The sequence below is a fragment of the Arthrobacter burdickii genome (assembly GCF_030433645.1).
Classification (GTDB): Bacteria; Actinomycetota; Actinomycetes; order Actinomycetales; family Micrococcaceae; genus Arthrobacter_D; species Arthrobacter_D burdickii.
In genome coordinates, this window is the sequence record NZ_JAROCG010000001.1 from 1,888,951 (window position 1) to 1,912,453 (window position 23,503).

The 23,503-nt window shown below is 71.3% G+C and carries 16 protein-coding genes; 13 read left to right on the plus strand and 3 right to left on the minus strand.

Going from position 1 to position 23,503, the window contains the following annotated elements; all coding sequences use genetic code 11:
* Window positions 1–49: 49 nt before the first annotated feature.
* Entirely contained in the window at window positions 50–1,483 is a 1,434-nt protein-coding gene (locus P5G52_RS08870; protein ID WP_301226609.1) for a glutamyl-tRNA reductase, read from the minus strand.
* Window positions 1,484–1,666: 183 nt separating this feature from the next.
* Here P5G52_RS08870 and hemE point away from each other — a divergent pair, with 183 nt between their 5' ends.
* The 8 genes from hemE (at window position 1,667) to hemL (ending at window position 10,449) form a co-directional block, all read left to right on the plus strand.
* The gene (gene hemE, locus P5G52_RS08875; protein ID WP_301226611.1) at window positions 1,667–2,728 is read left to right on the plus strand and encodes a uroporphyrinogen decarboxylase; all 1,062 of its coding nucleotides are present in this window, start codon (window positions 1,667–1,669) and stop codon (window positions 2,726–2,728) included.
* 2 nt (window positions 2,729–2,730) lie between these two features.
* Window positions 2,731–4,293 (plus strand): protoporphyrinogen oxidase, encoded by a 1,563-nt coding sequence (hemG, locus tag P5G52_RS08880; protein WP_363321873.1) that lies wholly within the window; start codon window positions 2,731–2,733, stop codon window positions 4,291–4,293.
* A 72-nt stretch (window positions 4,294–4,365) separates the two neighbouring features.
* Window positions 4,366–5,082, plus strand: coding sequence for a hydrogen peroxide-dependent heme synthase (hemQ, locus tag P5G52_RS08885; RefSeq protein ID WP_301226613.1), 717 nt, complete (start codon window positions 4,366–4,368; stop codon window positions 5,080–5,082).
* Window positions 5,079–6,284 carry a ferrochelatase gene (locus tag P5G52_RS08890; RefSeq protein WP_301226615.1) on the plus strand — a complete coding sequence of 402 codons (1,206 nt, stop codon included), beginning with the start codon at window positions 5,079–5,081 and terminating at the stop codon, window positions 6,282–6,284. Before hemQ ends, P5G52_RS08890 begins: the two co-directional genes overlap by 4 nt.
* Window positions 6,284–7,231 carry a hydroxymethylbilane synthase gene (gene hemC / locus P5G52_RS08895; RefSeq protein WP_301226617.1) on the plus strand — a complete coding sequence of 316 codons (948 nt, stop codon included), beginning with the start codon at window positions 6,284–6,286 and terminating at the stop codon, window positions 7,229–7,231. Before P5G52_RS08890 ends, hemC begins: the two co-directional genes overlap by 1 nt.
* Before the next feature lie 7 nt (window positions 7,232–7,238).
* Window positions 7,239–8,096, plus strand: a complete 858-nt coding sequence (locus P5G52_RS08900) for a uroporphyrinogen-III synthase (RefSeq protein ID WP_301226619.1) — start codon at window positions 7,239–7,241, stop codon at window positions 8,094–8,096.
* A 13-nt stretch (window positions 8,097–8,109) separates the two neighbouring features.
* Complete coding sequence (hemB, locus tag P5G52_RS08905; protein ID WP_301226621.1) at window positions 8,110–9,096, plus strand: porphobilinogen synthase; 987 nt, start codon at window positions 8,110–8,112, stop codon at window positions 9,094–9,096.
* Window positions 9,097–9,123: 27 nt separating this feature from the next.
* A complete protein-coding gene (gene hemL, locus P5G52_RS08910; protein WP_301226623.1) occupies window positions 9,124–10,449 on the plus strand; it encodes a glutamate-1-semialdehyde 2,1-aminomutase in 1,326 nt (441 codons plus the stop codon).
* Here hemL and P5G52_RS08915 read toward each other — a convergent pair.
* The gene (locus tag P5G52_RS08915; protein WP_363321874.1) at window positions 10,446–11,330 is read right to left on the minus strand and encodes a 3'-5' exonuclease; all 885 of its coding nucleotides are present in this window, start codon (window positions 11,328–11,330) and stop codon (window positions 10,446–10,448) included. The genes hemL and P5G52_RS08915 overlap by 4 nt on opposite strands.
* Window positions 11,331–11,405: 75 nt before the next feature.
* Between P5G52_RS08915 and P5G52_RS08920 the strand changes: the two genes are divergently transcribed.
* The 3 genes from P5G52_RS08920 to P5G52_RS08930 are packed head-to-tail and all read left to right on the plus strand — an operon-like array spanning window position 11,406 to window position 18,667.
* Window positions 11,406–11,903 carry an MGMT family protein gene (locus tag P5G52_RS08920; protein ID WP_301226625.1) on the plus strand — a complete coding sequence of 166 codons (498 nt, stop codon included), beginning with the start codon at window positions 11,406–11,408 and terminating at the stop codon, window positions 11,901–11,903.
* 57 nt (window positions 11,904–11,960) lie between these two features.
* Window positions 11,961–15,248 (plus strand): ATP-dependent helicase, encoded by a 3,288-nt coding sequence (locus P5G52_RS08925; RefSeq protein WP_301226627.1) that lies wholly within the window; start codon window positions 11,961–11,963, stop codon window positions 15,246–15,248.
* Complete coding sequence (locus tag P5G52_RS08930; protein WP_301226629.1) at window positions 15,248–18,667, plus strand: ATP-dependent helicase; 3,420 nt, start codon at window positions 15,248–15,250, stop codon at window positions 18,665–18,667. Before P5G52_RS08925 ends, P5G52_RS08930 begins: the two co-directional genes overlap by 1 nt.
* On the opposite strand, the gene P5G52_RS18360 is transcribed toward P5G52_RS08930, so the two are convergent.
* Entirely contained in the window at window positions 18,668–20,257 is a 1,590-nt protein-coding gene (locus P5G52_RS18360; RefSeq protein ID WP_435868660.1) for a phosphotransferase, read from the minus strand.
* Between the two features lie 163 nt (window positions 20,258–20,420).
* Here P5G52_RS18360 and nudC point away from each other — a divergent pair, with 163 nt between their 5' ends.
* Both nudC and P5G52_RS08945 read left to right on the plus strand, forming a co-directional pair.
* Complete coding sequence (gene nudC, locus P5G52_RS08940; protein ID WP_301226631.1) at window positions 20,421–21,377, plus strand: NAD(+) diphosphatase; 957 nt, start codon at window positions 20,421–20,423, stop codon at window positions 21,375–21,377.
* A complete protein-coding gene (locus P5G52_RS08945) occupies window positions 21,377–23,485 on the plus strand; it encodes an ATP-dependent DNA helicase UvrD2 (protein ID WP_301226633.1) in 2,109 nt (702 codons plus the stop codon). The genes nudC and P5G52_RS08945 overlap by 1 nt, the downstream gene beginning before the upstream one ends.
* Window positions 23,486–23,503 lie beyond the last annotated feature (18 nt).

Consider the following 23,503-nt stretch of genomic DNA (forward strand, 5'->3'; position numbering starts at 1 on the left):
CCCGGTCCCGTCGTGCAGGGAGTCATGCAGGGGAGTGCAGGGCGGGCGGCTAGGCGCTCTCGGCGGGCCGTTCGTGGTCCACGGGACATGCGGCGCCATCGGTGGGCGCGTGGACGTGCTGGGCGTGGGGCGCGGCCAGGACGATGGCGTCGGACAGAACGGCCGATCCTGAACCGGTTGCTGCTGAACCGGTTGCTGCTGGAAGCTGCTCGGCGGGTGCCTTCCCGGCGGGTGCGACGTCGATCCCGTAGAGGGCCTCGAGGGCTGCGGTGTAGTCGTCCTGGCGTCCCTCGGCGGCGAGTTCGCGTGCCCGGACGGTCGGCACGTGCAGGAGCTGGCGGACCATGCGCCGCAGGGCGAACTCGACTTCCTCGGCAGCGGCGGTGCACCCGTGCTGGGCCCGGACGCGTTCCATCTCGGAGTCGAGGACGGCCTGGGTGTGCCGGCGCAGCGCGACGATCGCGGCGTTCATGGCGCGGGTGTTCTGCTGCTCCTGGAAGGACCGCGCGGCCTCCCGCACCAGGTCGCTGGCCTGGGTGAGCGCATCGGCCTGTTCCTCGGGGGCGGCGGCCCGGACGGATTCGAGGGTGATGAGTTCCACGCCCTCGAGGGTCCCGACGGCGGGGTCGAAGTCGTGGCTGAGGGCGAGGTCGATGATGACGAGCGGATGGGTGCTGCCGGTGCGGACGCGTTCGATGTCCGCGGCGTCGATGCGTGCGTCGCTGCCGCTGCAGCCGATGACCACGTCGGCGCGGGCCATGGCGCCGGGCAGGTCCGCGGCGGCCACCGCCGTCCCGCCCCGGGTCGCGACGAAGGCCTCGGCGCGTCCGGAGGAGGAGAAGACGGAGATATCCGTGCAGCCCCTCTCCCTGAGGGCGGCCATCGTCGCACCTGCGTAGGCTCCGGTGCCGAACACGACCACGGTCTTGGCCGACCAGTCGGCGTCCTCGGAGATGTCCCCGGCCAGTTCCAGGGCCACGGAGACGATCGAGCGGCCCCGGCTGCCGAGCGCCGTCTGGGCTCCGACGTCCTTGGCGGTCTTCGAGGCGGCCTGGAAGAGTCGTACGAGGCCGCCGCTGGCAGCACCGGAACCTTGGGCGTCGATGAGTGCGCGGCGGACCTGGCCGGCGATCTCGCGTTCGCCGATCACGGCGGAGTCGAGCCCGGCGCCGACGGCGAACAGGTGCTCGGCGACGTCCTGGCCGGTGTGGGTCTCGAAGGACGAGGACACGGACTGTTCGGGGATACCGGAGTACTCGCTGATGGTCGAGACGATCGCGGACCGGGCGGCCTCCACGTCGTCGTCGGAGGGGGCCTCGGCGTAGATCTCGAAGCGGTTGCACGTCGCCAGGACGACGGCGCCGGAGACGGCCCTGTGGTCGGCGAGCACGGCGGAAGGGACCTGGGGTGCCCCGACGCTGAGTCGGGCGACCGTTTCCAGGTCCACGTTCGAGTGTGTCGCTACAAGTGAAAGAAGTACCACAACCCTGCAATCATACCGAGAACAGGGCCTCCCCACCGGACAGGCAATCCTTACCAGGGCTTGCAATCCGCGGATTCCTGCGGGATTCTGCCCCTCCGCTGCAGAGGTGATGTTAGCCACGCGCGCCGTCGCGCGCCGGCCTCCGGTTAACCATCCGCGGCGATCTTCGGCAGAATCGGCGGTATGGACCTTGGAGCATCGCACCCGCTGGTCGACGGACGCACGTCCGGCTCGGCCCTCATCTCCGCCTACCGGGGGCAGACCCCGCACCGGCGCCCCGTGTGGTTCATGCGGCAGGCAGGCCGGTCCCTCCCCGAGTACCGTGCGCTCCGCGAGGGCACCAACATGCTCGAGTCATGCCTGGATCCGGAGATGGCCTCCGAGATCACGCTCCAGCCCGTGCGCCGGCACGACGTCGACGCAGGCATCTTCTTCTCCGACATCGTGATCCCGCTCAAGCTCGCCGGAGTCGATGTGGACATCGTGCCGGGCGTGGGTCCCGTCCTCGGCGCGCCCATCCGTTCCGCGGCCGACGTCGCCGCCCTTCCCACGCTGACGGACGAGGCGCTCGAACCCATCCGCCAGGCCGTCGCACTCACCGTCGCCCAGCTCGGCTCCACGCCGCTCATCGGGTTCGCCGGGGCACCGTTCACCCTGGCCGCCTACATGGTCGAGGGCAGGCCGTCCCGCGACCACCTCGGCCCCCGCACCATGATGCATGCCGACCCCGGAACCTGGCGTGCCCTAACCGACTGGGCGGCGGACGCCTCCGGCATGTTCCTCCGCGCGCAGCTGGAGGCCGGGGCCAGTGCGGCCCAGCTGTTCGACTCCTGGGCCGGCTCGCTGGGACTGGCCGACTACCGCCGCCACGTTGCGCCGGCGTCGCGCCGGGCACTGGACCACGTACGCGGGTTCGGCGCACCCCTGATCCACTTCGGCACCGGCACCTCCGAACTGCTCGTGGCCATGCACGAGGTGGGGGTGGACGTGATCGGCGTCGACTACCGCCTGCCCCTCGACGAGGCCAGCCGTCGCCTCGGGGGCGGCGTGCCGCTCCAGGGCAACATCGACCCGGCGCTGCTGACCGCTCCCTGGCCCGTCCTGGAACAGCACGTGCGGGACGTGCTCGCCGCCGGCGCATCGGCTCCGGGGCACGTGGTGAACCTCGGCCACGGCGTACCGCCGGACACGGACCCGGCAGTCCTCACGCGCGTCGTCGAGCTCATCCACTCGGTGGAGCCGTAGCCGTGGCCCGCGGCACCGGGGGCGAGGGTCCGCAGGCGGAACCGCACGGGGACGCCGGGGCTCCGGAGCGGACGGGGCGCCGCACCGCGGTGGTGGTTGGCGGAGGCATCTCGGGCCTGGTCGCCGCGCGGACGCTCCTCCAGCGGGGAGTCCATGTCACCCTGCTCGAGCGATCCGGCCGGTTCGGCGGCACGGTGGACGGACGCATGCTCGGGGGCCTGCAGCTCGACAGCGGCGCCGAGTCCTTCTCGACGCGGTCCGCCACCGTCCCGGCGCTCGCGGACGAACTGGGGCTGGGCGGCCGCATCGTGTCTCCCGACGCCAGCGGTGCCTGGGTGCAGCTCCCAGGCAAGGACCTCCGGGCGTCCGCGCAGCCACTGCCCACGTCGGGCGTGCTCGGCATTCCCGCAGACCCCTCCGATCCCGCGATCATTGCCGTGATCGGCCGCGCCGGAGCCCTGCGGGCATCCCTCGACCGGGTCCTGCCGGTGGGGCCCCTCGCGACCCGCAGCAAGGTCAGCCTCGGTGAACTCGTGCGGACCCGCATGGGGGACGAGGTCCTCAACCGGCTCGTGGCGCCCGTCGCGGGCGGCGTCTTCTCCGCCGACCCCGACGACCTCGACGTCGATTCCGTGGCGCCCGGCCTGCGTGCCACCATGGCACGCCTCGGGTCGCTGGGGGCGGCAGCCGGGGCGCTCCGGACGGCGGCTCCCGCCGGTGCCGCGGTCGGCGGCCTCGTCGGAGGCATGGCCCAGCTCCGGGACGCCCTCGTGCAGGAGCTCCGCGCGAGCGGCGCGGACCTGCGCACCGGCGAGCAGGTCACGGCGATCTCCTCCTCCGGCGCGGGCTGGACCGTGACGACGGAGCACTCGACGCTGACGCGCCACATCCGGGCGGACGGCATCCTCGTCGCCACGGAGGGCCGGGCCGCCGTCGACCTCCTCGCCCCGGTCATCCCCGCCATCGCCACCGAGCGGCCCGACCCGGTACCCGGCGTCGCGCTCGTCACCCTGATCGTCGACGTCCCGGAACTCGACGCCCGTCCGCGCGGCACCGGTGTCCTCGTGGCGCGCGGCGTCCAGGGCGTCGCCGCCAAGGCCCTGACCCACGCGACCGCCAAGTGGGCGTGGCTGCGCGACGAGGCCGGCCCCGGCTCGCATGTCCTGCGCCTGTCGTTCGGCCGGGTGGGGGACACCCCCGCCGACGTCGGACTGGTCACGCCCGACGACGTCCTCTACCGGCATGCGCTCGCCGACGCCTCGACCCTGCTCGGCGTCCCCATCCACGACGCGGACGTGCTCGACTGGGACGTCGTGCGCTGGGCCGGGGCCCTGCCCCACGCATCCGTCGGCCACCGGGAGCGGGTCGGCCGGATCCGGGCGCTCGTCGCCGGCCGGTCGGCGTCCCTCGCCGTGACCGGCGGATGGCTCGCCGGCACTGGTCTGGTGTCCGTCATCGACGATGCCCGGGCGCGCGCAACGGCCCTCGCGGATGCCCTCGACGATGTGCCCGTCGAGACCGCCGCCGAGACCCCCACAGGGGACGGACCGGTCGGTCAGGTGTGACGTTCCTCTCTTCTACGCTTTGTAGAAGTGGAGGATTTCGGTTCGCCTCCGGGCAGGAGGCAAACTAGTGCCATGACTGAGCTCACCGGTAGCAACCCCGCCCACGCTCCACAGCAGACCGGAGAGGGCGCCGAAGCCCCCGGTGAGCTGTTCTACACGCTCTGGACCGTCTTCCAGCGGGGAACCGCACCGACGGATTCCGGCACCGCGCTCGACGACGTCGTCGCCTCCTTTGCCGAGGACGGCGTCGTGCTCCGCGGCTTCTACGACGTCTCCGCGATGCGGGCCGACGCCGACGTCCTGGTCTGGCTGCACGGTCCCCGCCCCGAGGACCTCCAGTCCGCGGTCCGCGCGCTGCGCCGCACCGCGATGTTCGCCGGCACCACCATGGTGTGGTCGGCGATGGGCGTCCACCGCGACGCCGAGTTCTCAAAGTCCCACAGCCCGGCGTTCTCCCGCGGCGTGGCCCCCGCCGAATGGGTCTGCGTGTACCCGTTCGTCCGGTCCTACGACTGGTACATCCTCCCCACGGACGAGCGCCGCCAGATGCTCACGGACCACGGGCTGAAGGGCCGCAAGTACCCCCAGGTCATCTCGAACACGGTCTCGTCCTTCGCGCTGAACGACTACGAGTGGATCCTCGCACTCGAGGCTCCCGAGCTCGTGGACCTCGTGGACCTCATGCGCTACCTCCGGGAGACCGAGGCGCGCCGCCACGTCCGTGAGGAAGTCCCCTTCTACACCGGCAGGCGGATCGAGCTCAGCGAGATCGCCGAGGTGCTCCGATGACCGCGCAGGCATTCGACCCCCTCGAGGGCGTGGATGAGTCCGGCCGGATGGCGCCGAAGGCGTACGACGCCATCGTGCTCGCCTCCTTCGGCGGACCCGAGGGGCAGGACGACGTCATCCCCTTCCTGCGCAACGTGACGCGCGGGCGCGGCATCCCCGACGAGCGCCTGGAGGCCGTCTCGCACCACTACCGTGCCTTCGGCGGCGTGAGCCCCATCAACGGGCAGAACCGGGCGCTCCGGGCGGCCATGGAGGCCGAACTGCGCCGGCGCGGCATCGACCTGCCGGTCTACTGGGGCAACCGCAACTGGGAACCCTTCATCGCGGACACCCTGCAGGAGGCGTACGACGCCGGCCACCGCAGGGTGCTGGCCGTCACCACGAGTGCCTACTCCTGCTATTCGAGCTGCCGCCAGTACCGTGAGGACCTCGGCATGGCGCTCGTGAAGACCGGCCTCGAAGGCCGCCTGGAGGTGGACAAGGTCCGCCAGTACTTCGACCACCCGGGCTTCGTCGAGCCCTTCGTCGAAGGCGTGACCGAGGGCCTCGCCAAGGTCCGCGCCGGCCTCGCCGGGCAGGGCACGCCGGACGCCCCCATCCACATCATGTTCTCCACCCACTCGATCCCGATGGGCGACGCCGAGGCCGCGGGACCGCGGAACGGCGAGGGTGGCCCCGTCCACGAGGAGGGCGCCTACGTGGCGCAGCACCTCGCGACGGCGCAGGCCGTGCTCGACCGGATCCCGGATGCCGCAGGCGTCGAGTGGTCCCTCGTGTACCAGTCCCGGTCCGGCGCGCCGCACATCCCGTGGCTGGAGCCGGACATCAGCGACGCACTCCGCGACCGCTACGAGGACGGCACGCGCGGCGTCGTCATCGTCCCGCTCGGATTCGTCTCCGACCACATGGAGGTGGCCTGGGACCTCGACACGGAGGCGTTGGAGACCTGCGGCGAACTCGGTATCGTCGCCGACCGCGTCCCCACCCCCGGAACCCACCGGAAGTTCGTCGAGGGCCTGATCGACCTCATCCTCGAGCGAACCATCGACAACAACATCGCCGACCGCCCGGCCGCCACGACCCTCGGCCCCTGGTACGACGTCTGCCGGCCGAACTGCTGCGCCAACCGGCGCGGTGAGAAGCCGACGATCGCGGCCGTCGATTCGACCGTGGGGACGCCGCTTCCCAACCCGGAGATGTGATGGCTGCAGGTATCCGGGTCGGAACGCGGGGCAGCGCCCTCGCGATGACGCAGACGACGACGGTGGCGGAGGAGGTCTCCGGCCTCGCCGGCCTTCCCTACGAACTCGTGCGGGTCCGGACCGAGGGAGACGTCCTGAAGGGATCGCTCTCGCAGATCGGGGGCACCGGCGTCTTCGTCGCAGCCCTCCGTGACGCGCTGCTCGAGGAGCGGTGCGACGTCGCCGTGCATTCGCTCAAGGACCTCCCCACCCTTCCGGCACCCGGGCTCACCGTGGCAGCGGTGCCCGAGCGTGAGGACGTCCGTGACGCCCTGTGCGCACGCGACGGGCTCACACTGGCCACCCTCCCCGACGGGGCCCGCGTGGGCACGGGGTCGCCGCGCCGCGCCGCGCAGCTCCGCGCCGCACGGCCGGGGCTCGACGTCGTCGACATCCGCGGCAACGTGGACACCCGCCTGGGGCGCGTCGCCGGACTCGTCCCCGGGGCGCCGGGCGACCTCGACGCCGTCGTCCTCGCCGCAGCGGGACTGCGGCGGCTGGGACGCCACGACGCCATCACCGAACTGATCGACACCGACGTCATGCTGCCCGCGGCCGGGCAGGGCGCCCTTGCCGTCGAATGCCGCGAGACCGAGGCGACGCCGCGGGTACGCGAAGCCCTCGCCGCCTACGACCACCTGCCCACACGGCTGGCGGTGACCGCGGAACGCGCGGTCCTGCTGCAGCTCGAGGCCGGATGTGCAGCGCCGATCGGGGCCCTCGCGCACCTGCGGGGTGACGAACTCGCGCTCGAGGCCGTGGTCTGCAGCCCGGACGGCCGCTCGATCCTCCGGAGAACCCGCTCCGCGCCCGCCACGGATGCCGTCGCCGCCGCGCAGCTGGGGCTCGACCTCGCCGAGGACCTGCTCGCCGCAGGTGCTGCCGCCATCGCGCCCCTGAACAGCTAGGGAGGCCGTGGCGAAGGATCGGGACACGGTGATCGTCCTCCGGCATCCCGCGCGGGCCGTCCGCATCGCCGCCGCGCTCTCCGCAGCAGGTATGGCGACCTACGCACTGCCCCTGACGGACACCGAACTGCCCTCCGACGTGGACGCCGTGGCCACCGAACTGGAGGCCCTCGGCAGGGGCGCGTACCAGTGGCTCGTGGTGACCAGCGGCAACGCCGTCCAGGCACTCGGCATGGTCGCAGCTTCCCGCGGCACGGTGCTCGCCGACCTGGTCCGCTCCGGACGGGTGCGCGTCGCCGCCGTCGGCTCCACCACCGCGCGCCTGCTGGCGGACGCCGGCATCCCGGTGCAGCTGGTGCCTGAGGACGCGTCGGCAGCCGGTCTCCTGCGCGGATTCCCGCGCGGGGACGGCGCCGTGCTCGTCCCGCAGGCCGACCTCGCTCCCGACGACCTCCGCGCCGGCCTCGCCGACCGCGGGTGGTCCGTCCGCAGGGTCGAGGCGTACCGCACCGTGCCCTATCCCGGACACGCGGGACGGCGTGTCCCCGGTGTCGAGGAGTCCGGAGCGAGGCCGCCGCTGATGACCTGGACGGAGCTCGCGGCGCTTGCGGCGGCCGGTGTCCAGCCCGCCGTCGTGTTCACCGCACCGAGCGCCGTCCGGCAGTTTCATGAAAGGCTGGACGCCGGGCCGCTGGCCTTCCTTCCGGTCGCCATCGGGCGTACGACGGCCTCGGCCCTGCGGACGCAGGGCTGGGAGCCGGAAGCGACGGCAGCGGACCCGACACCGCAGGGAATCGCCCTGGCCGTCGGGGAAGCCTTCTCGCGGGGCCGTCGTATCGACCCGGACCCGTACCCGCACCACTGAACGGAGATCAGCCATGAGTTTTCCCCAGCACCGGCCACGGAGGCTGCGTTCGACACCTGCGCTGCGGCGCATGGTGGCCGAGTACCGGGTCCACCCGTCCGAGCTCATCCTGCCGGCGTTCATCCGGGAGGGCCTCAGCGAGCCCTCACCCATCCTCTCCATGCCGGGCGTCGTGCAGCACACGACGGACTCGCTGAAGCGGGCGGCGGCGGAGGCGGTGGAGCGCGGGGTCGGCGGCATCATGCTCTTCGGCATCCCGGAACACCGGGACGCGACCGGCAGTGCCGGCATCGACCCCGACGGCGTTCTCAACAGGGCCATCGCCGACGTCCGTGCCGAAGTGGGGGACTCGCTCGTCGTGATGAGCGACGTCTGTCTCGACGAGTTCACCGACCACGGCCACTGCGGGGTGCTGGCCGACGACGGTTCGGTGGACAATGACGCGACGCTGGCGCTCTACGCGCAGATGGCCGTCGAGCAGGCGAGGGCCGGCGCCCACGTCCTGGGACCGTCCGGCATGATGGACGGCCAGGTCGCCGTCATCCGGCAGGCGCTGGACGGAGCCGGACACCAGGACACCGTGGTGCTGGCCTACGCCGCGAAGTACGCCTCGGCCTTCTACGGGCCCTTCCGGGAGGCCGTCGACTCCCAGCTCACCGGCGACCGCCGGACCTACCAGATGGACGCGGCGAACCGCCGGGAAGCGATCCTCGAGGTGGAGCTGGACATCGAGGAGGGCGCCGACATGGTGATGGTCAAGCCCGCGATGAGCTACCTCGACATCCTGGCCGACGTCGCCGCCATGTCACCCGTTCCCGTCGCGGCGTACCAGATCTCGGGGGAGTACGCGATGATCGAGGCCGCTGCCGCGAACGGGTGGATCGACCGGCGGCGTGCCATCGAGGAATCGGTCCTCGGCATCAAGCGTGCCGGCGCACAGATGATCCTCACCTACTGGGCCTCGGAGCTTGCGCTCTGGCTCGGCGAGACCAACCACTAGAACCAGAACTGCAGCTAAGGGACCGCCATGACCACCTCTGAGAACCTGTACGAACGCGCCCGCGCCCTCATGCCCGGCGGCGTCAACTCGCCGGTGCGTGCCTTCGGCTCGGTCGGCGGGACCCCCCGCTTCCTCGTCGACGCGCACGGAGCGTACGTCACCGACGCCGACGGCCAGGAGTACGTCGACCTCGTCTGCTCGTGGGGACCCGCCCTGCTCGGCCACTCCCACCCCGACGTGATCGCGGCAGTCCACCGCGCCGTCGACCACGGGCTCACCTTCGGTGCCTCGACGCCCGCCGAGGCGGACCTGGCGCAGCTCGTGAAGGAGCGCGTGCCCGCCGTCGAACTCCTGCGCATGGTCTCCACCGGCACCGAGGCGACCATGACGGCGGTACGACTGGCCCGCGGCTTCACCTCGCGCAACCTCATCGTGAAGTTCGCCGGCTGCTACCACGGGCACGTGGACAGCCTGCTCGCGTCGGCAGGATCGGGCGTCGCGACCCTGGCGCTGCCCGGGTCCGCCGGAGTCACGGAGGCCACGACCGCGGAGACCCTGGTGCTGCCCTACAACGACGTCGAAGCCGTCGAGGAGGCCTTCCGCACGCACGGCGAGCACATCGCCGCCGTCATCACGGAGGCCGCCCCCGCCAACATGGGCGTGGTGACGCCGGCGCCCGGGTTCAACGCCTTCCTGAGCCGCATCACCTCCGAGCACGGCGCCCTGTTCATCGTGGACGAGGTCATGACCGGCTTCCGGACGCACGCGGGCGGGTACTGGAAACTCACCGGCGGGGCCGACGACGCCGAGCACCCCTGGACACCTGACCTGCTGACCTTCGGCAAGGTCATCGGCGGCGGCATCCCCGCCGCGGCACTCGGTGGCCGCGCCGACGTCATGAACTACCTCGCGCCGATCGGACCCGTCTACCAGGCGGGCACCCTGTCGGGCAACCCGCTCGCCATGGCCGCAGGCGTCGCCACCCTCACCGCAGCCACCGACGACGTCTACCGCCACGTCGATGCACGCTCGCTCGAGGTCAGCGAGGCACTGTCCGCGGAGCTCTCCAGGGCCGGCGTCGACCATTCCATCCAGCGGGCCGGGAACCTCTTCAGTGTCGCGTTCGGCACCGCGGAGCACGGCGTCCGGAACTATGCCGACGCGCAGGGCCAGGAGGCCTTCCGCTACGGGCCGTTCTTCCACTCCATGCTCGACTCCGGCGTCTACCTGCCGCCGTCGGTGTACGAGGCGTGGTTCCTCTCGGCAGCGCACGACGACGCCGCGATGGAGCGCGTCCACGCGGCACTTCCAGCAGCGGCGCAGGCGGCAGCGGCAGCGGTACCGGTCGACTAGGCAGGGCGAGCAGCGGGTCGGGCGGCCGTCGCGGCGGCCGGGGCCGGCCGGCCCTGCGGCGCGCCACGGGATCCGCTGAGGGGTCCGATGACGGACTCGCTGCCGGGTCCGCCGGCCGGCGTGCTGCCGGCGCCACGGGATCCGCTGACCGGGTCACGGCCGGACTCGCTGGCGGACCCGCCGGTCGGTTGGAGGGCTGGTTCGATGACAGGCCAGGCACGCTCGATCACGGCGTCGGGTTCCGTCCTCCGGAGGTACTCCTCGAAGCTTGCCGCCTGACGGTCCGCCCAGACGATCAGCGACGCGTGCAGGTCCGCGGCGGGCCGTCGCAGGAACGCGTACTGCTCCGCGAGGACCCGCCCCACCTGAAGCGTCGCGAGCACGTCGGCGGCTGAGGTGTGTGCATGCTCGAAGCGGATGCCGTAGTGCTCACAGAGCGCGGTCAGCGTCCGCTTGCCGCGCCGGTAGCGGTCCGCCTGCTTGTCCATGATGAACGGGTCGACGACGGGCGATGGTCGGGGCGTCTCCACGCCGTGGCGCCGGCCCTCCTGGGCGAGCACCGTGAAGTCGTACCGGGCGTTGTAGGCGAGCACGGGGACGCCGGCCGTGAAGAGCCTCGCGAGGACCGCCGAGATGCCGTGGACCACGTCGACGGCGGGCAGCCCGTGGGATCGTGCATGGTCCGTCGTGATGCCGTGGATGGCGGCGGCACCGTCCGGGATGTCGATACCCGGATCGGCCAGCCACTCGTGGTGTTCCAGTACCTCGCCGTCGCCGTCGACGAGGATGATGGTCGCGGTGACGATGCGCGCCGTCAGCGGATCACGTCCCGTCGTCTCCAGGTCGAACGCGGCGTGTGGACCCTCATGCCAGCTCGTCATGGCATCACGGTATCGGCAGGGTCCGACCAATTGATGCCGCCCCTCCGGCGCGTGCCGACGGGCTAGGGTTGGCCCATGCATCCACGAGCCGGCGGTCAGGGGTTCAGCCAGGGCGTCGTCGACGCCGGCCCTGCGGGCGCCTCTCCCATCGATCTGCACGCCGGTTCCGCCCTGCGCCCTGTACGCGCCCCCCGCATCGATCCGGAGGCCTATGCCGAGGCCGTCCTGGCCGTCGCGGAGCTGGTTCCCGGAGGCAGGGTCCTGACCTACGGTGACGTGGCGGAACTCCTCGAATGCGGCGGACCGCGCCAGGTCGGACGGGCCCTGTCCCGGAGCACGCGGGACGTTCCCTGGTGGCGCATCCTGCGGGCCGGCGGTCATCCTCCCCAGGGGCTGGCACTGCCCGCCCGGCACCGCTATGACGAGGAGGGGACCCCCTTGTCCCTACCCTCGGGCTCGGCGGACTCGGGGGATTACCGGGTCGACCTCTCGGCCGCCCGGTGGTGGCCCGCTCCGGAGGACCAGGGACGGATCGCCGACCTCGGCGCGTCCCTCCGACGCGCCGGACTGTAGCGCGGGACACCCGTTGCGTGTCCTTCGTTTGTCCGTGGGATGTGATGATCTAGGTACATGACCAGCACTCTCCACGACGCTCCTCCGTCGCTCTCCGGCGACGTTCCGGGCGGGGCCCCCGATCCCTCGACGGGCTACCGGGACGTCCTCGAGTCGCTGGTGCACGTTCCGGGCCAGGTGCTGGTCCTCGGTGCTCCCGGAAGCGGGAAGTCCTCCCTGCTCACGGACCTCGCGGTGCGCCGGATCGGGGCGGGGACCGTCGAGCCCGAAGGATTGCTCCTCCTCGGTCCGACGCGTGCGGCGGCGACGCGGCTGCGCGACGAACTCACCGCCAAGCTCGACCGCAGCATCAGTACCGCCCCTGCCCGCACCTGGGCCTCCTACGCCTTCGACCTCATCCGGCGCGCCAAGGCCGAGGGACGGACCCCCGGCATTACGCGTGCACCGCGCCTGCTCTCGGGGGCGGAGCAGGACCTCATCATCAAGGAACTCCTGTCCGGACATGGACGCGACGGCGCTCCCGGGCTCGAGTGGCCGGCGAGCCTCGCCCTCGCCCTGCCGACGCGGGGCTTCCGGCAGGAGATCCGTGACCTGTTCGACCGCGTGAGCGAGTACGGTGTACCCGCCGACGACCTGGCCGCCTGGGGCGAGCGCTTCGACCGGCCGGACTGGGTAGCGGCAGCGGCGCTCTACCGCGAGTACCGCGACGTCCTCGATCTCCGCATGCCCGAGGCCTTCGACCCCGCCGGGATCCTCACGGCCGCGCGGGAGATCCTCGAGACCGACCGCGATTTCCTCGACCAGGAGCGAACACGCCTGCAGCTCGTCCTCGTGGACGACTACCAGGAGGCGAACCCGGCCGTCCACGCACTGCTGGGACTGATCGGAACAGGCAAGGACGTCGTCGTCACCTCCTGCCCCGACACGGTGGCGCAGGGCTTCCGTGGTGCCCGTCCCGAACTCACGGGACGCCTGGACACCCTGTTCCGGCGTCGCGCCCTGACGACGGTGACCCTGCCGGCATCACTGACCCTGCAGGGCCGCCTGGCCGATGCCTGGGGCAACGTCGCCGCCCGTATCGCGACAACGGGCGTGAGCACCGCCTACCGGTCGCAGCCGGGCGGCCCCCTCGAGGGCACGGAGGGGGACCCGGCGCGGGAGGAGGCAACGGTGTCCGCCCACGTGCTCGACAGCGCCTTCCACGAGCAGCGTTTCATCACGCAGCGCGTGCTCGAGGCACATCTTTTCGGTGGGCGCAGCCTGGATGACATCGCCGTGATCGTGCGGAACGGTGCGCAGGTGTCCGCGGTCCAGCGCTTCCTGACCGCGCAGGGCATCGCCGTCAACGTGCCGGCCGCCGAGACCGCGATCCGCGAGGAACCTGCCGTCCGTCCGCTGCTGGACCTGTATGCGGTGGTCGTGGGACGAGCGGACCTGGATACCGAGCTGTGTATCTCCCTGCTCACGTCACGGATCGGCGGCGCCGGCAGCCTCGAGCTCCGCCGGCTGCGCCAGATTCTGCGCCGCAACGAGCTGCAGCAGGGTGGGGGCCGCACGAGCGACGAACTGCTGACGGCCCTGTTCGCCGCGCCCGAGGAGATCGCCGCCCTGCCCTCCGAGGGGGCGCCGGTCCGGCGGCTCCACCGGATGCTCGAGGCCGGGAAGGCAGCCGTCGACGACCCCGGGAGCGACCCTGAGGCCGTCCTGTGGGCGCTCTGGTCCACGTCCGGCCTGGCGCAGCAGTGGTCCGGGGCCGCCCTGTCAGAGGGGCCCTCATCAGCCAGGGCGGATCGCGACCTCGACGCCATGATGGCCCTGTTCCACACGGCGGAGCGCTTCGTCGAGCAGATGCCGGGAGCGGACCCGGAGCTGTTCCTCGACTACATCCTCAGCCAGGACATCCCGATGGACACCCTCACGCAGCGCACCACCCGCCAGGCGTCGGTGTCGGTGCTCACGCCCGCGAGCGCCGCGGGCCGGCACTGGCCGCTGGTGATCGTCGCGGGAGTGCAGGACGGCGTCTGGCCGAACCTGAGACTGCGCGGCGAACTCCTCGGGTCGGGGGAGCTGCGGGCGCTGCTGGACTTCGGTGAATCGTTCCGCAGCACCCGAGATCCCGTGTCGCTGCTGCAGGACATCCGTTTCGACGAGCTGCGCACGTTCTCCCTCGCCGTCTCCCGTGCCACGCAGGAGCTGGTGTGCTGCGCCGTCTCCTCCCAGGACGAGCAGCCCTCCCAGTTCCTCGACGTGCTCGACCCCCTGCCCGCCGGTACCGCCGAGAGGGCCCGCACCGAGGTGCTGCGTCCGGTGACGCTGCGCGCACTGGTCGCCGAGCTGCGCAAGTTCGCCCAGGACCCCTCCGCTGCCACGGCGCTGTCCGGCGAGGCCGTGCGCCACCTCGGGCGCATGGCATCGCTGGAGCCGCCGGTGCCGGGAGCACATCCCGCGCAGTGGTGGGGTGTCCTGGGGATGAGCAGCAACGAGCCCGTCGTCTCCCAGGACCAGCCCATCCCCGTGTCCCCCTCGAAGGTCGAGTCCGTGCTCACCTCGCCCCTGAGCTGGTTCGTCTCCGCGGCAGGGGGGGAACGCACCACCGATTTTGCCCGGTCGCTCGGCACCCTCGTTCACCAGATCGCGCAGGACATGCCGGACGCCACCGGAAACGAGTACGTCCGGGAACTCGAACGGCGCTGGCCCCAGCTGGGCATCCGGGACACCTGGGAAGGCCAGGCCGACTTCCGGCGCGCGGAGGGCATGGTGCGCAAGCTCGCCGCGTACGTGCTGTGGATGCGGCAGGCCGGACGGTCCCTGAAGGCCACGGAGGTCGACTTCTCCGTGGACCTCGACGTGCGCATCGACGGCGCGGAGAGGATCGCCCGACTGCGCGGCCAGATCGACCGGCTCGAGCTCGATGCGGACGGCCGTTTCGTCGTCGTCGACCTGAAGACGGGGAAGAGCTCGCCTGTGGCAGCCGAGATCGCGCGGCACCCGCAGCTTGCGGCCTATCAGACTGCCGTGGCCTCCGGCGCGCTCCTCGACGGGGTGGAGCCGGATGGCGGCGAAGCCGCAGCAAAGGCTGCGGGGGAAAGCGCGCCCACGGTGCCGGGAGGGGCGTCCCTGGTCCAGCTGGGTACCAAGTCCAAGGGCATCGCCGTGCAGGAGCAGCCGCCCGTGGGGCCGGAGGACAGCTGGGCGAGGACCATGATCGAGGACGCCGCATCCCTCATGGCGGCCGCGACGTTCGACACGATCCATGACCCGAAACGCTCGGGATTCGGTGGAAGCGGCTGCCGCCTTCCCGAGATCTGTCCGTTGTGCGAAGAAGGCAAGCAGGTGACCCAGTAATGGGCAGTGTCCACCAGACCCCGGCATACTCCGCCCGCCAGTTGGCGGAACTGCTGCACACCGATCCGGATGCTCCGGTGCAGTACCCCACGGAGGACCAGGCCCGCGTCATCGAGGCGCCCCTGGAACCCCTTTTGGTCATTGCCGGGGCGGGTTCGGGCAAGACCAAGACCATGGCGGACAGGGTCGTCTGGCTCGTCGCCAACGGCCTCGTGCGCCCGGAGCAGATCCTGGGAGTCACGTTCACCCGCAAGGCCGCCGGCGAGCTGGCATCACGCGTCCGGCAGCGGCTGGCGCAGCTCTACGCCGCGCTGGGCGAGGAGGACGCCGCTGCGTCGGGCGCCGATGCGCTCGACCGCCTCGACCCGGCCATCTCCACCTACCATTCCTTCGCCAACGGCATCGTCCAGGACTACGGCCTGCGCATCGGGGTGGAACGCGACTCCGTGATGCTCGGCACCGCCCAGTCCTGGCAACTGGCCCATTCCGTCGTCGAGGCCTACGACGGCGAGTGGGAGCACTTCACCGCCGCGAAGAGCACCCTGGTGAAGGCGGTGCTCGACATGGCGGGCGAGTGTGCCGAGCACCTCGTCAGTCCGTCCACCGTGCGCGACGAACTCCGCCGCCATATCGAGTACGTCCTCGCCCAGCCCTATGTCGCGGGTTCCACGCGGGCCGCGGTCCAGAAGGTGCACGACCTGATCAACAAGCTGCGCACGCGCATCACGGTCACCGAACTCGCGGAACGCTACGCCGCCGCGAAGCTCGCCCGCCGGCAGCTCGATTTCGGTGACCTGGTGTCCCTGGCGGCGCGGATCGCCCGGGACATCCCCGAGGCGGGGGAGATGGAACGCGAGAAGTACAGGGTGGTGCTGCTCGACGAGTTCCAGGACACGTCGCACGCCCAGATGGTGCTGTTCTCAAGGCTGTTCGCCGACGGCCGGTCCGTCACCGCGGTGGGCGATCCGCACCAGTCGATCTACGGATTCCGGGGAGCTTCGGCGGGACAGCTCGCCACGTTCCGGACAGCCTTCCCGCGGGTGGCCGCGGATGGGCGGGCACCGTCCGACGTAGCGCACCTCTCGGTCGCCTGGCGGAACTCGACGTCGATCCTCGAGGCGGCGAACACGGTCTCGGCCCCCCTCAACGTGCCGGCGCCCTGGCTCAGGAACACGGCGGTCCAGCAGGTCCCCGGGCTGGTGGCGCGCCCTAAGGCTCCCCTCGGCGAGGTCCTGCTCGGGCGCTTCCTCACCGACGCCCCCGTGGCCGGTGGGGTCCGCGAGGAGGGCGCTCCGGGAGGGCGCGCTCCCTCGCTGAGTGAAGCCGAGGCCGTGGCGCGGGAGGTGCTGCGCCAGCGCAGGCGCAGTTTCGAGACCGACGACGACGGCACGCCCCTCCGGCCGACCATGGCCGTGCTCTGCAGGGGACGCAAGCAGTTCGACCCGATCCGGCGGGAACTGGAACGTGCCGGGGTCCCCGTGCAGGTGGTGGGTCTCGGCGGGCTGCTGCGCACACCGGAGATCGTCGACCTGCTGGCGACCCTGCGGGTCCTCGGCGACCCCGACAGGTCGGACTCGATGCTGAGGCTCCTCTCGGGGGCACGCTGGCGGCTGGGACCGGCCGACCTGATGGCGCTGGGTGACTGGTCGAGGCAGCTCGCCCGCACGCGGGAGGCCATGTTCCGGCGCGGCAGCGGAGCGGAGGAGGAGTTCGACGACGACCAGAGCCGCGACGCCGTCGTCGCTCCCGACCTGGCCGAGGCGGGGAGCCTGGTCGAAGCCGTGGACTACCTGCCCCCGGTGGGCTGGGTGTCGTCCGCGGGCAGGACCCTCAGTGACACGGCGCGCCAGCGCCTCGATGTCCTCCGGCACGAGCTGCGGAGCCTCCGGGGCTTCGTCGGTGACGACCTCGGCAGCATGATCGGGGAAGTGGAGCGCACCATCCTGCTGGACATCGAGGTGGCGGCGAAACCGGGCGTGGGCATCCACGAGGCACGCCGGAACCTCGACGCCTTCACCGAGGCCGTCGCGGGCTTCGTGTCCACAGCGGAGCGGGTGGATCTTCCGGCGTTCCTCGCCTGGCTGGAGGCGGCGGACCAGGAGGAGGACGGCCTGCCCGTGACGCAGCTCGAAGCGAGCAGGGACGCTGTGCAGCTCCTGACCGTCCACGCCTCGAAAGGCCTGGAATGGGACGTGGTCTTCGTGCCGGGCCTCAATGACGGCTCGTTCCCGAGCGGCAAGGACTCCCGCTGGAGCAGCGGCGATTCGTCCATCCCCTGGCCGCTGCGGGGCGATGCACCCGAGCTGCCGCAGTGGGACTGGGAACAGCAGGACCAGAAGGAGTGGCTTGCCAGCGAGAAGGACTTCACCGACGAAGCCCGGGCGCATGCGGAGCGGGAGGAGCGCAGGCTGGCATACGTCGCGTTCACGCGCGCCAAGCACGCGCTGGTCTGCACATCGTCGGCGTGGGGCGGCGGGCGCTCCCGGCCGTCGGGGCCCTCGTCCTACCTGGTGGAACTCCTTGCCCTCGCGGAGGCGGGAACCGCTGGTTACACCATGCCGTACTGGCTTCCGGAGGACCACGAGGGCGACGCGAATCCGGCGAATGCCAGCCCCGAGAGGGCGACCTGGCCCTTCGATCCGCTCGGCTCCCGGCGGGGTCCGATGGAGCGCGCCGCACAGGCCGTCCTCGAGCAGGCAGCCACACCAAGCCCGCAGGGCGGCGTCGACGCAGACGACGACGGGCGCTGGGGGCGGGAGGTCCGCCTCGCGCTGGCCCGGCAGGCACGCGAACGCGAACGGATGCCGCTCACGCTGCCCTCACACATCTCCGCATCGACGCTCGTGGAACTGCGCGAGGACCCGGACGCGGTCATGCAGCAGCTGCGGCGGCCACTTCCGCGCAGGCCGGGATCGGCGGCGCGCAAGGGCACGGCGTTCCATGCCTGGATCGAGGAGTTCTACGGGTCCGGAGGGATGCTCGACCTCGGCGAGTACCCGGGCGGCGCCGATGCCTACGTCGACGAGACGCTCGGGCTGAACGACATGGCCGCGATCTTCGAGCAGTCCGAGTGGGCGCTGCGGGAACCGGCGGCGATCGAGGCCCCGATCGAGACGAAGATCGGCAGCATCGTCGTGCGCGGGCGCATCGATGCGGTCTTCCGGGATGCCGACGGCGGCTGGGACCTGATCGACTGGAAGACGGGCCGTCCTCCCGCTCCGGACCGGCGCGCTGCCAAGGCCGTGCAGCTGGCCGTCTACCGCCTGGCCTGGTCCCGACTGAAGGATGTCCCGCTCGAGAAGGTGCGCGCAGCGTTCTTCTACGTGGCGGACAACCTGGTCGTGCGGCCGCACGACCTCGCCGACGCGGCGGAACTGGAGAGGATTATCGCCGCCGCGGATGCCGCGGCGACGTCCTGATCACCTGCCGAAGGACACGATGGGTAGGGCCGTCGTCGCAGTGTCGTCGGGCGAGCCCGCTCCGGCGTCGCTGCTCCTCAGCAGCGTGACCTTGGAGGACGTGCCGATGGTCCGCTGGCGTCCGGCGGTGAGGCGCGCATAGGCGAGGGACGATCCCGACGGCGTCCCGTGGTCATCGCCGCTGCGGCCCGAACGGTCGGGGTGGTCGTCCTGGCGGTCGTCCGGGTGGTTGTCCGTATGGTCGTCGGTGTACGTGTCCGAGTGGGCCGCGTGGTGAAGCGATGTGTGGCCGGTCGTGCGGTGCGGCGCGTGGTCTGCGTCGGGATCGTAGGCCGAGCTGCCGGTCCGTCCAGGCTGGGCTCCCTCGGGGCCGTCGATGTCCTCGTGCCCGGCGACGTCCACCATCGACCCGTCGTCCGTCGTCCCCGCGAGTGCTCCGCGCGGGGACGCATCGCGGCCCTCACCACTGTCGATCGCACGGTGCCCGGAGTCGCCGTCGCCCGAACGGTGCCCGGAGTCGCTGTCGATAGCGGCCCCGAATGCGGGGGAGGGGTGCCCCGACACCTCGTAGGCTCCGGACAGCTCCTGCTGCCCTGCGGGGTAGTGGTCGTCGGTTCCCAGCTCGTTGCCCCACTCGAGGCGCTCCTCGTGGGCCTGCCGTGCGCGCTCGGCAGCCTCGCGCTGTTCGTGCTCGATCGACTCGACATCCTCCTCGAGGGTGGCGAGCATGTCCTCCGCCTCGTGGATCATCACGGCGTCCTCGAGGGCGACCCCGCGCACGAGCCACTGTGCCAGGGCGAACTCGGCAGCGAGTGCGGCACGGCGGGACAGATGGGGGTCCACGGCGGTCGCCCGTGCCTCGACGTATGCCGCGTAGACCGCGTCGACGAAGGCGGTGTCCTCGGCAGCGGCGAGCCACGCGAAGTCCTCGGCGGGATCACCGATGCACAGGTCGGTCCAGCCGGTTACGGCGGATACCCGGCTGGCAGCGATCAGGAGGTGGTCCTCGTGCAGGTCGCCGTGCACCACTGTCGGGCTGAACCGCCACAGGGCGACGTCCTCGAGGGCGTGCTCCCACCGGCGCAGCAGGATGGACGGGATCTTCCCGGTCGTGGCCGCCTGGTCGAGTTCGTTCAGCTTGCGCTGGCGGTACTCGTTCGCTTCGTAGCTGGGCAGGTCCGCACGCTGCACCATGTCCTTCGGCAACTCATGGATCGCGGCGATGACGCGCCCGAGTTCGTGAGCCATCCGCCGTCCGCCGGCGGTAAGCGCCTCCAGCGAATGCGTGGTCCCGGTGAGATGGGAGTAGACGAAGGTGCTGAGCTCGCCTTGGCGCACGCTTCCGGCCATGTGGGGGATCAGGAAGGGCAGCTCCGCCTTGACCGCAGGCGTGAAGGCACGGAGGGCCTGCAGTTCGGTTTCGAGGCGCATGCTGGCCTCGGGGTGCTTGGGTGAGCGGACCCTCCACTGTTTCCCTGCGTCGTCGACCAGCAGCGCGGAGTCGAAATCGGCTGCATCGTCGGGAGCACCGGCGACGCCTGTCGGAGCCAGGCCAGGTACCGCGGCGCTGGCGATGGCAGCAAGTTCCATGGGTGTCCGTTTCACAAGATCCACCGTAGGCCGTCTGCGCCCGGGCCACACCGTTCCGGTGCGGCGAGTCGCCAGATGCACTACTCGTCTTGACGGCCGCACCAGTACTCCACACCCGCCCCTCGAAATGGGTTTTGGGAGAGCAAGAACGTACCGTATAACCATGACCGATCCGCTCCGGACCCTTGTGCTGCCACCCCTCGGATCGCTTCCGCTCTCACGGGCGGATTCCGACCGCGACGGCGACTCGAGGACCACCGAGGACTTCCTCGACACCCTGTGGGCCTCACCCGACACCCTGATCCTCCCGCTTGCTCGCGGGAAGGCGCCGGTGGAGGGGAGCGCGCTCCGGCTCGTTCCGCCTGATGACGTCCAGCGTCCCGAGGTGGTCGTCTATCTCGGCCGCATCAACGAGGGCGCAGCGGATGCCGGACGCAGTGTCGTACTCGCGGTCTTCGCAGAAGAAGATCCGGCTATCGCCCCCGTCGACCAGTGGCTGGGGCTGCGGGAGATCGCCGCGTCCCTCGACGCCCGCGACACGGGCCTGTTCGTCGAAGCCGCCGCCATCGCCAACTGGCACAGCACGCACACCCACTGCCCCCGGTGCGGCACCCCAACGGAGCTACGTGCCGCCGGGTGGGTGCGCCTGTGCCCGAAGGACGATTCCGAGCACTACCCGCGCACCGACGCGGCGATCATCGTGTCCGTCATCGACGACGACGACCGGCTGCTGCTCGGGTCCGCTGTCGCCTGGCCCGAGGACCGGTTCTCTACCCTTGCCGGTTTCGTGGAGCCGGGCGAGTCGCTCGAAGCCGCGGTCATCCGCGAGGTGGGGGAGGAGTCCGGTATCGAGGTCCAGTCCCCGCAGTACCTCGGGTCGCAGCCCTGGCCCTTCCCCGCGTCGCTCATGCTGGGCTTCACCGCGCGGGCCGTCACGACCGATGCCGTACCCGACCGCGAGGAGATGCGCTCAGTGCGGTGGTTCACGCGGGAGCAACTGTTCACCGAGGTGCGCGACGGGAAGATCGCGGTCGCCGGTGGTGTGTCCATTGCCCGCGCCCTGATCGAGCGCTGGTACGGCGGGCCGCTCGACGAGGAGCCGTCGGAGGGTCGTCCCTAGTGTCCGGATTACTGCTCGAGGACAGCATCCTCGAGGGGCTCGACGACGAACAGCGGACGGTGGCGAGCACGCTCACGGGACCGCTCTGCGTGCTCGCCGGAGCAGGCACGGGCAAGACGCGCGCCATCACGCACCGCATCGCCTATGGCGTCCACACCGGGGTCTACAAACCGCAGCAGGTACTCGCCGTGACGTTCACGGCGCGTGCGGCCGCCGAGATGCGCACACGGCTCCGTGACCTCGGAGCGGGCGGAGTGCAGGCCAGGACCTTCCATGCCGCGGCGCTTCGCCAGCTGCAGTACTTCTGGCCGCAGGCTGTCGGGGGTCCCTTGCCGGCGCTGGTCGACCACAAGGCACAACTGATCGCCGAATCGGCGCGGCGACTGCGCCTGTCGACCGACCGCGCCGCCATCCGGGACGTCGCGGCGGAGATCGAATGGGCAAAGGTCTCCATGCTGACACCGGACGCGTACTCGGCTGCAGCCGCGGGCCGGGCGGAACCGGCGGGGATGGACCTCACCACGGTCTCCCGTATCTTCTCGGCCTACGAGGACCTCAAGATCGACCGCAACCTCATCGACTTCGAGGACGTCCTGCTGACCACGGTCGCCATCCTCGAAGAGGATGAGAAGGTCGCGGCCACGGTCCGGGCCCAGTACCGGCATTTCGTGGTCGACGAGTACCAGGACGTCTCGCCGCTCCAGCAGCGCCTGCTCGACCTCTGGCTGGGGGAACGGCGTGAGCTGTGCGTGGTCGGCGATGCGAGCCAGACCATCTACTCGTTCACGGGAGCGACGTCGCGGCACCTGCTCGACTTCACCAAGCGCTACGAGGGCGCGCAGGTGGTGAGATTGGTCCGCGACTACCGGTCGACCCCGCAGGTAGTGCGTGCTGCCAACACCCTACTGGCGGCGCGAAGCAGCGAGGCCGACCGGCATGCGGTGGGAACCACGTGGTCCGCCCCGCTGGAGCTGGTCGCGCAGCGCCCGGCGGGTCCCGAACCGGCCTTCACCGAGTGCAGCGACGACGAGGCCGAGGCCGCGGAGTGCGCCCGGCGCATCGGCGTCCTGCTCGACCAGGGCGTGAAGGCGAGCGAGATCGCCATCCTCTACCGCACCAACGGCCAGTCTGAGGCGTACGAGCAGGCACTGGCGAGTGCGGGCATCGGCTACCAGCTGCGCGGCGGCGAGAGGTTCTTCCAGCGCCGCGAGGTCCGCGACGCCCTGCTGCAGCTGCGCGCTGCGGCACGTACCCAGGGCGACGACGACGTCCCCCAGCAGGTGCGCGACGTCCTCGCCTCGCTCGGGTACACCTCCGTCGCACCCCAGAACTCCGGCGCCGTCCGGGAGAAGTGGGAGTCGCTCGCCGCCCTCGTCGGGCTGGCCGACGAACTCAACAGGGTCCGCGGACCGGAGGCCTTCACCCTGCAGCTGTTCGTCGCCGAACTCGAGGAGCGGGCAGCGGCCCAGCACGCTCCGACGGTGCAGGGAGTCACCCTGGCATCGCTGCACTCCGCCAAGGGGCTCGAGTGGGACGCCGTCTTCCTCGTCGGGCTGAGCGAAGGGCTCATGCCCATCTCGTTCGCCGACACCCAGGAGGGCATCGACGAGGAACGCCGGCTTCTCTATGTCGGTATCACCCGCGCCCGCATCCATCTCTTCCTCTCCTGGTCGACCTCGCGCTCGCCGGGCGGACGGGCCAGCAGGAAGCCCTCACGGTTCCTCGATGCGCTGCGCCCGGCAACCGCCGGTCAGGCATCCTTCCGCCAGCCGCGGGCGAAGACAAATCGCAAGGCGTCGTCTCCCGCCGTCTGCCGGGTGTGCAAGCGGCCCCTCCTCACGGGGTCGGAGCGGAAGATCGGCCGCTGCAACGACTGCCCCGCGAGCTACGAGGAACAGACGTTCGAAGCGCTCCGCGCCTGGCGGCTCGTGGAGGCCCGCGAGAAGGACGTGCCCGCCTTCGTCGTCTTCACCGACGCCACGCTGGTCGCCATCGCGGAGGCGAAACCCCAGACGCTGGACGAACTCGGCGACCTGGCAGGCGTGGGATCCGCGAAGCTCGAGCGGTACGGCGAGGCCGTGCTCGAGATCATCAGTGACAACGCCTGAGGCCGCCGGACCGCGGGG

Bases quoted from the DNA above. Each gene is read 5' to 3' on its own strand.
- hemE (WP_301226611.1), top strand. From the start codon at position 1,667: ATGGACCTTGGAGCATCGCACCCGCTGGTCGACGGACGCACGTCCGGC.
- hemQ (WP_301226613.1), top strand. From the start codon at position 4,366: ATGACTGAGCTCACCGGTAGCAACCCCGCCCACGCTCCACAGCAGACC.
- P5G52_RS08890 (WP_301226615.1), top strand. From the start codon at position 5,079: ATGACCGCGCAGGCATTCGACCCCCTCGAGGGCGTGGATGAGTCCGGC.
- hemC (WP_301226617.1), top strand. From the start codon at position 6,284: ATGGCTGCAGGTATCCGGGTCGGAACGCGGGGCAGCGCCCTCGCGATG.
- hemB (WP_301226621.1), top strand. From the start codon at position 8,110: ATGAGTTTTCCCCAGCACCGGCCACGGAGGCTGCGTTCGACACCTGCG.
- hemL (WP_301226623.1), top strand. From the start codon at position 9,124: ATGACCACCTCTGAGAACCTGTACGAACGCGCCCGCGCCCTCATGCCC.
- P5G52_RS08915 (WP_363321874.1), bottom strand. From the start codon at position 11,330: ATGACGAGCTGGCATGAGGGTCCACACGCCGCGTTCGACCTGGAGACG.
- P5G52_RS08920 (WP_301226625.1), top strand. From the start codon at position 11,406: ATGCATCCACGAGCCGGCGGTCAGGGGTTCAGCCAGGGCGTCGTCGAC.
- P5G52_RS08925 (WP_301226627.1), top strand. From the start codon at position 11,961: ATGACCAGCACTCTCCACGACGCTCCTCCGTCGCTCTCCGGCGACGTT.
- P5G52_RS08930 (WP_301226629.1), top strand. From the start codon at position 15,248: ATGGGCAGTGTCCACCAGACCCCGGCATACTCCGCCCGCCAGTTGGCG.
- P5G52_RS18360 (WP_435868660.1), bottom strand. From the start codon at position 20,257: ATGGAACTTGCTGCCATCGCCAGCGCCGCGGTACCTGGCCTGGCTCCG.
- nudC (WP_301226631.1), top strand. From the start codon at position 20,421: ATGACCGATCCGCTCCGGACCCTTGTGCTGCCACCCCTCGGATCGCTT.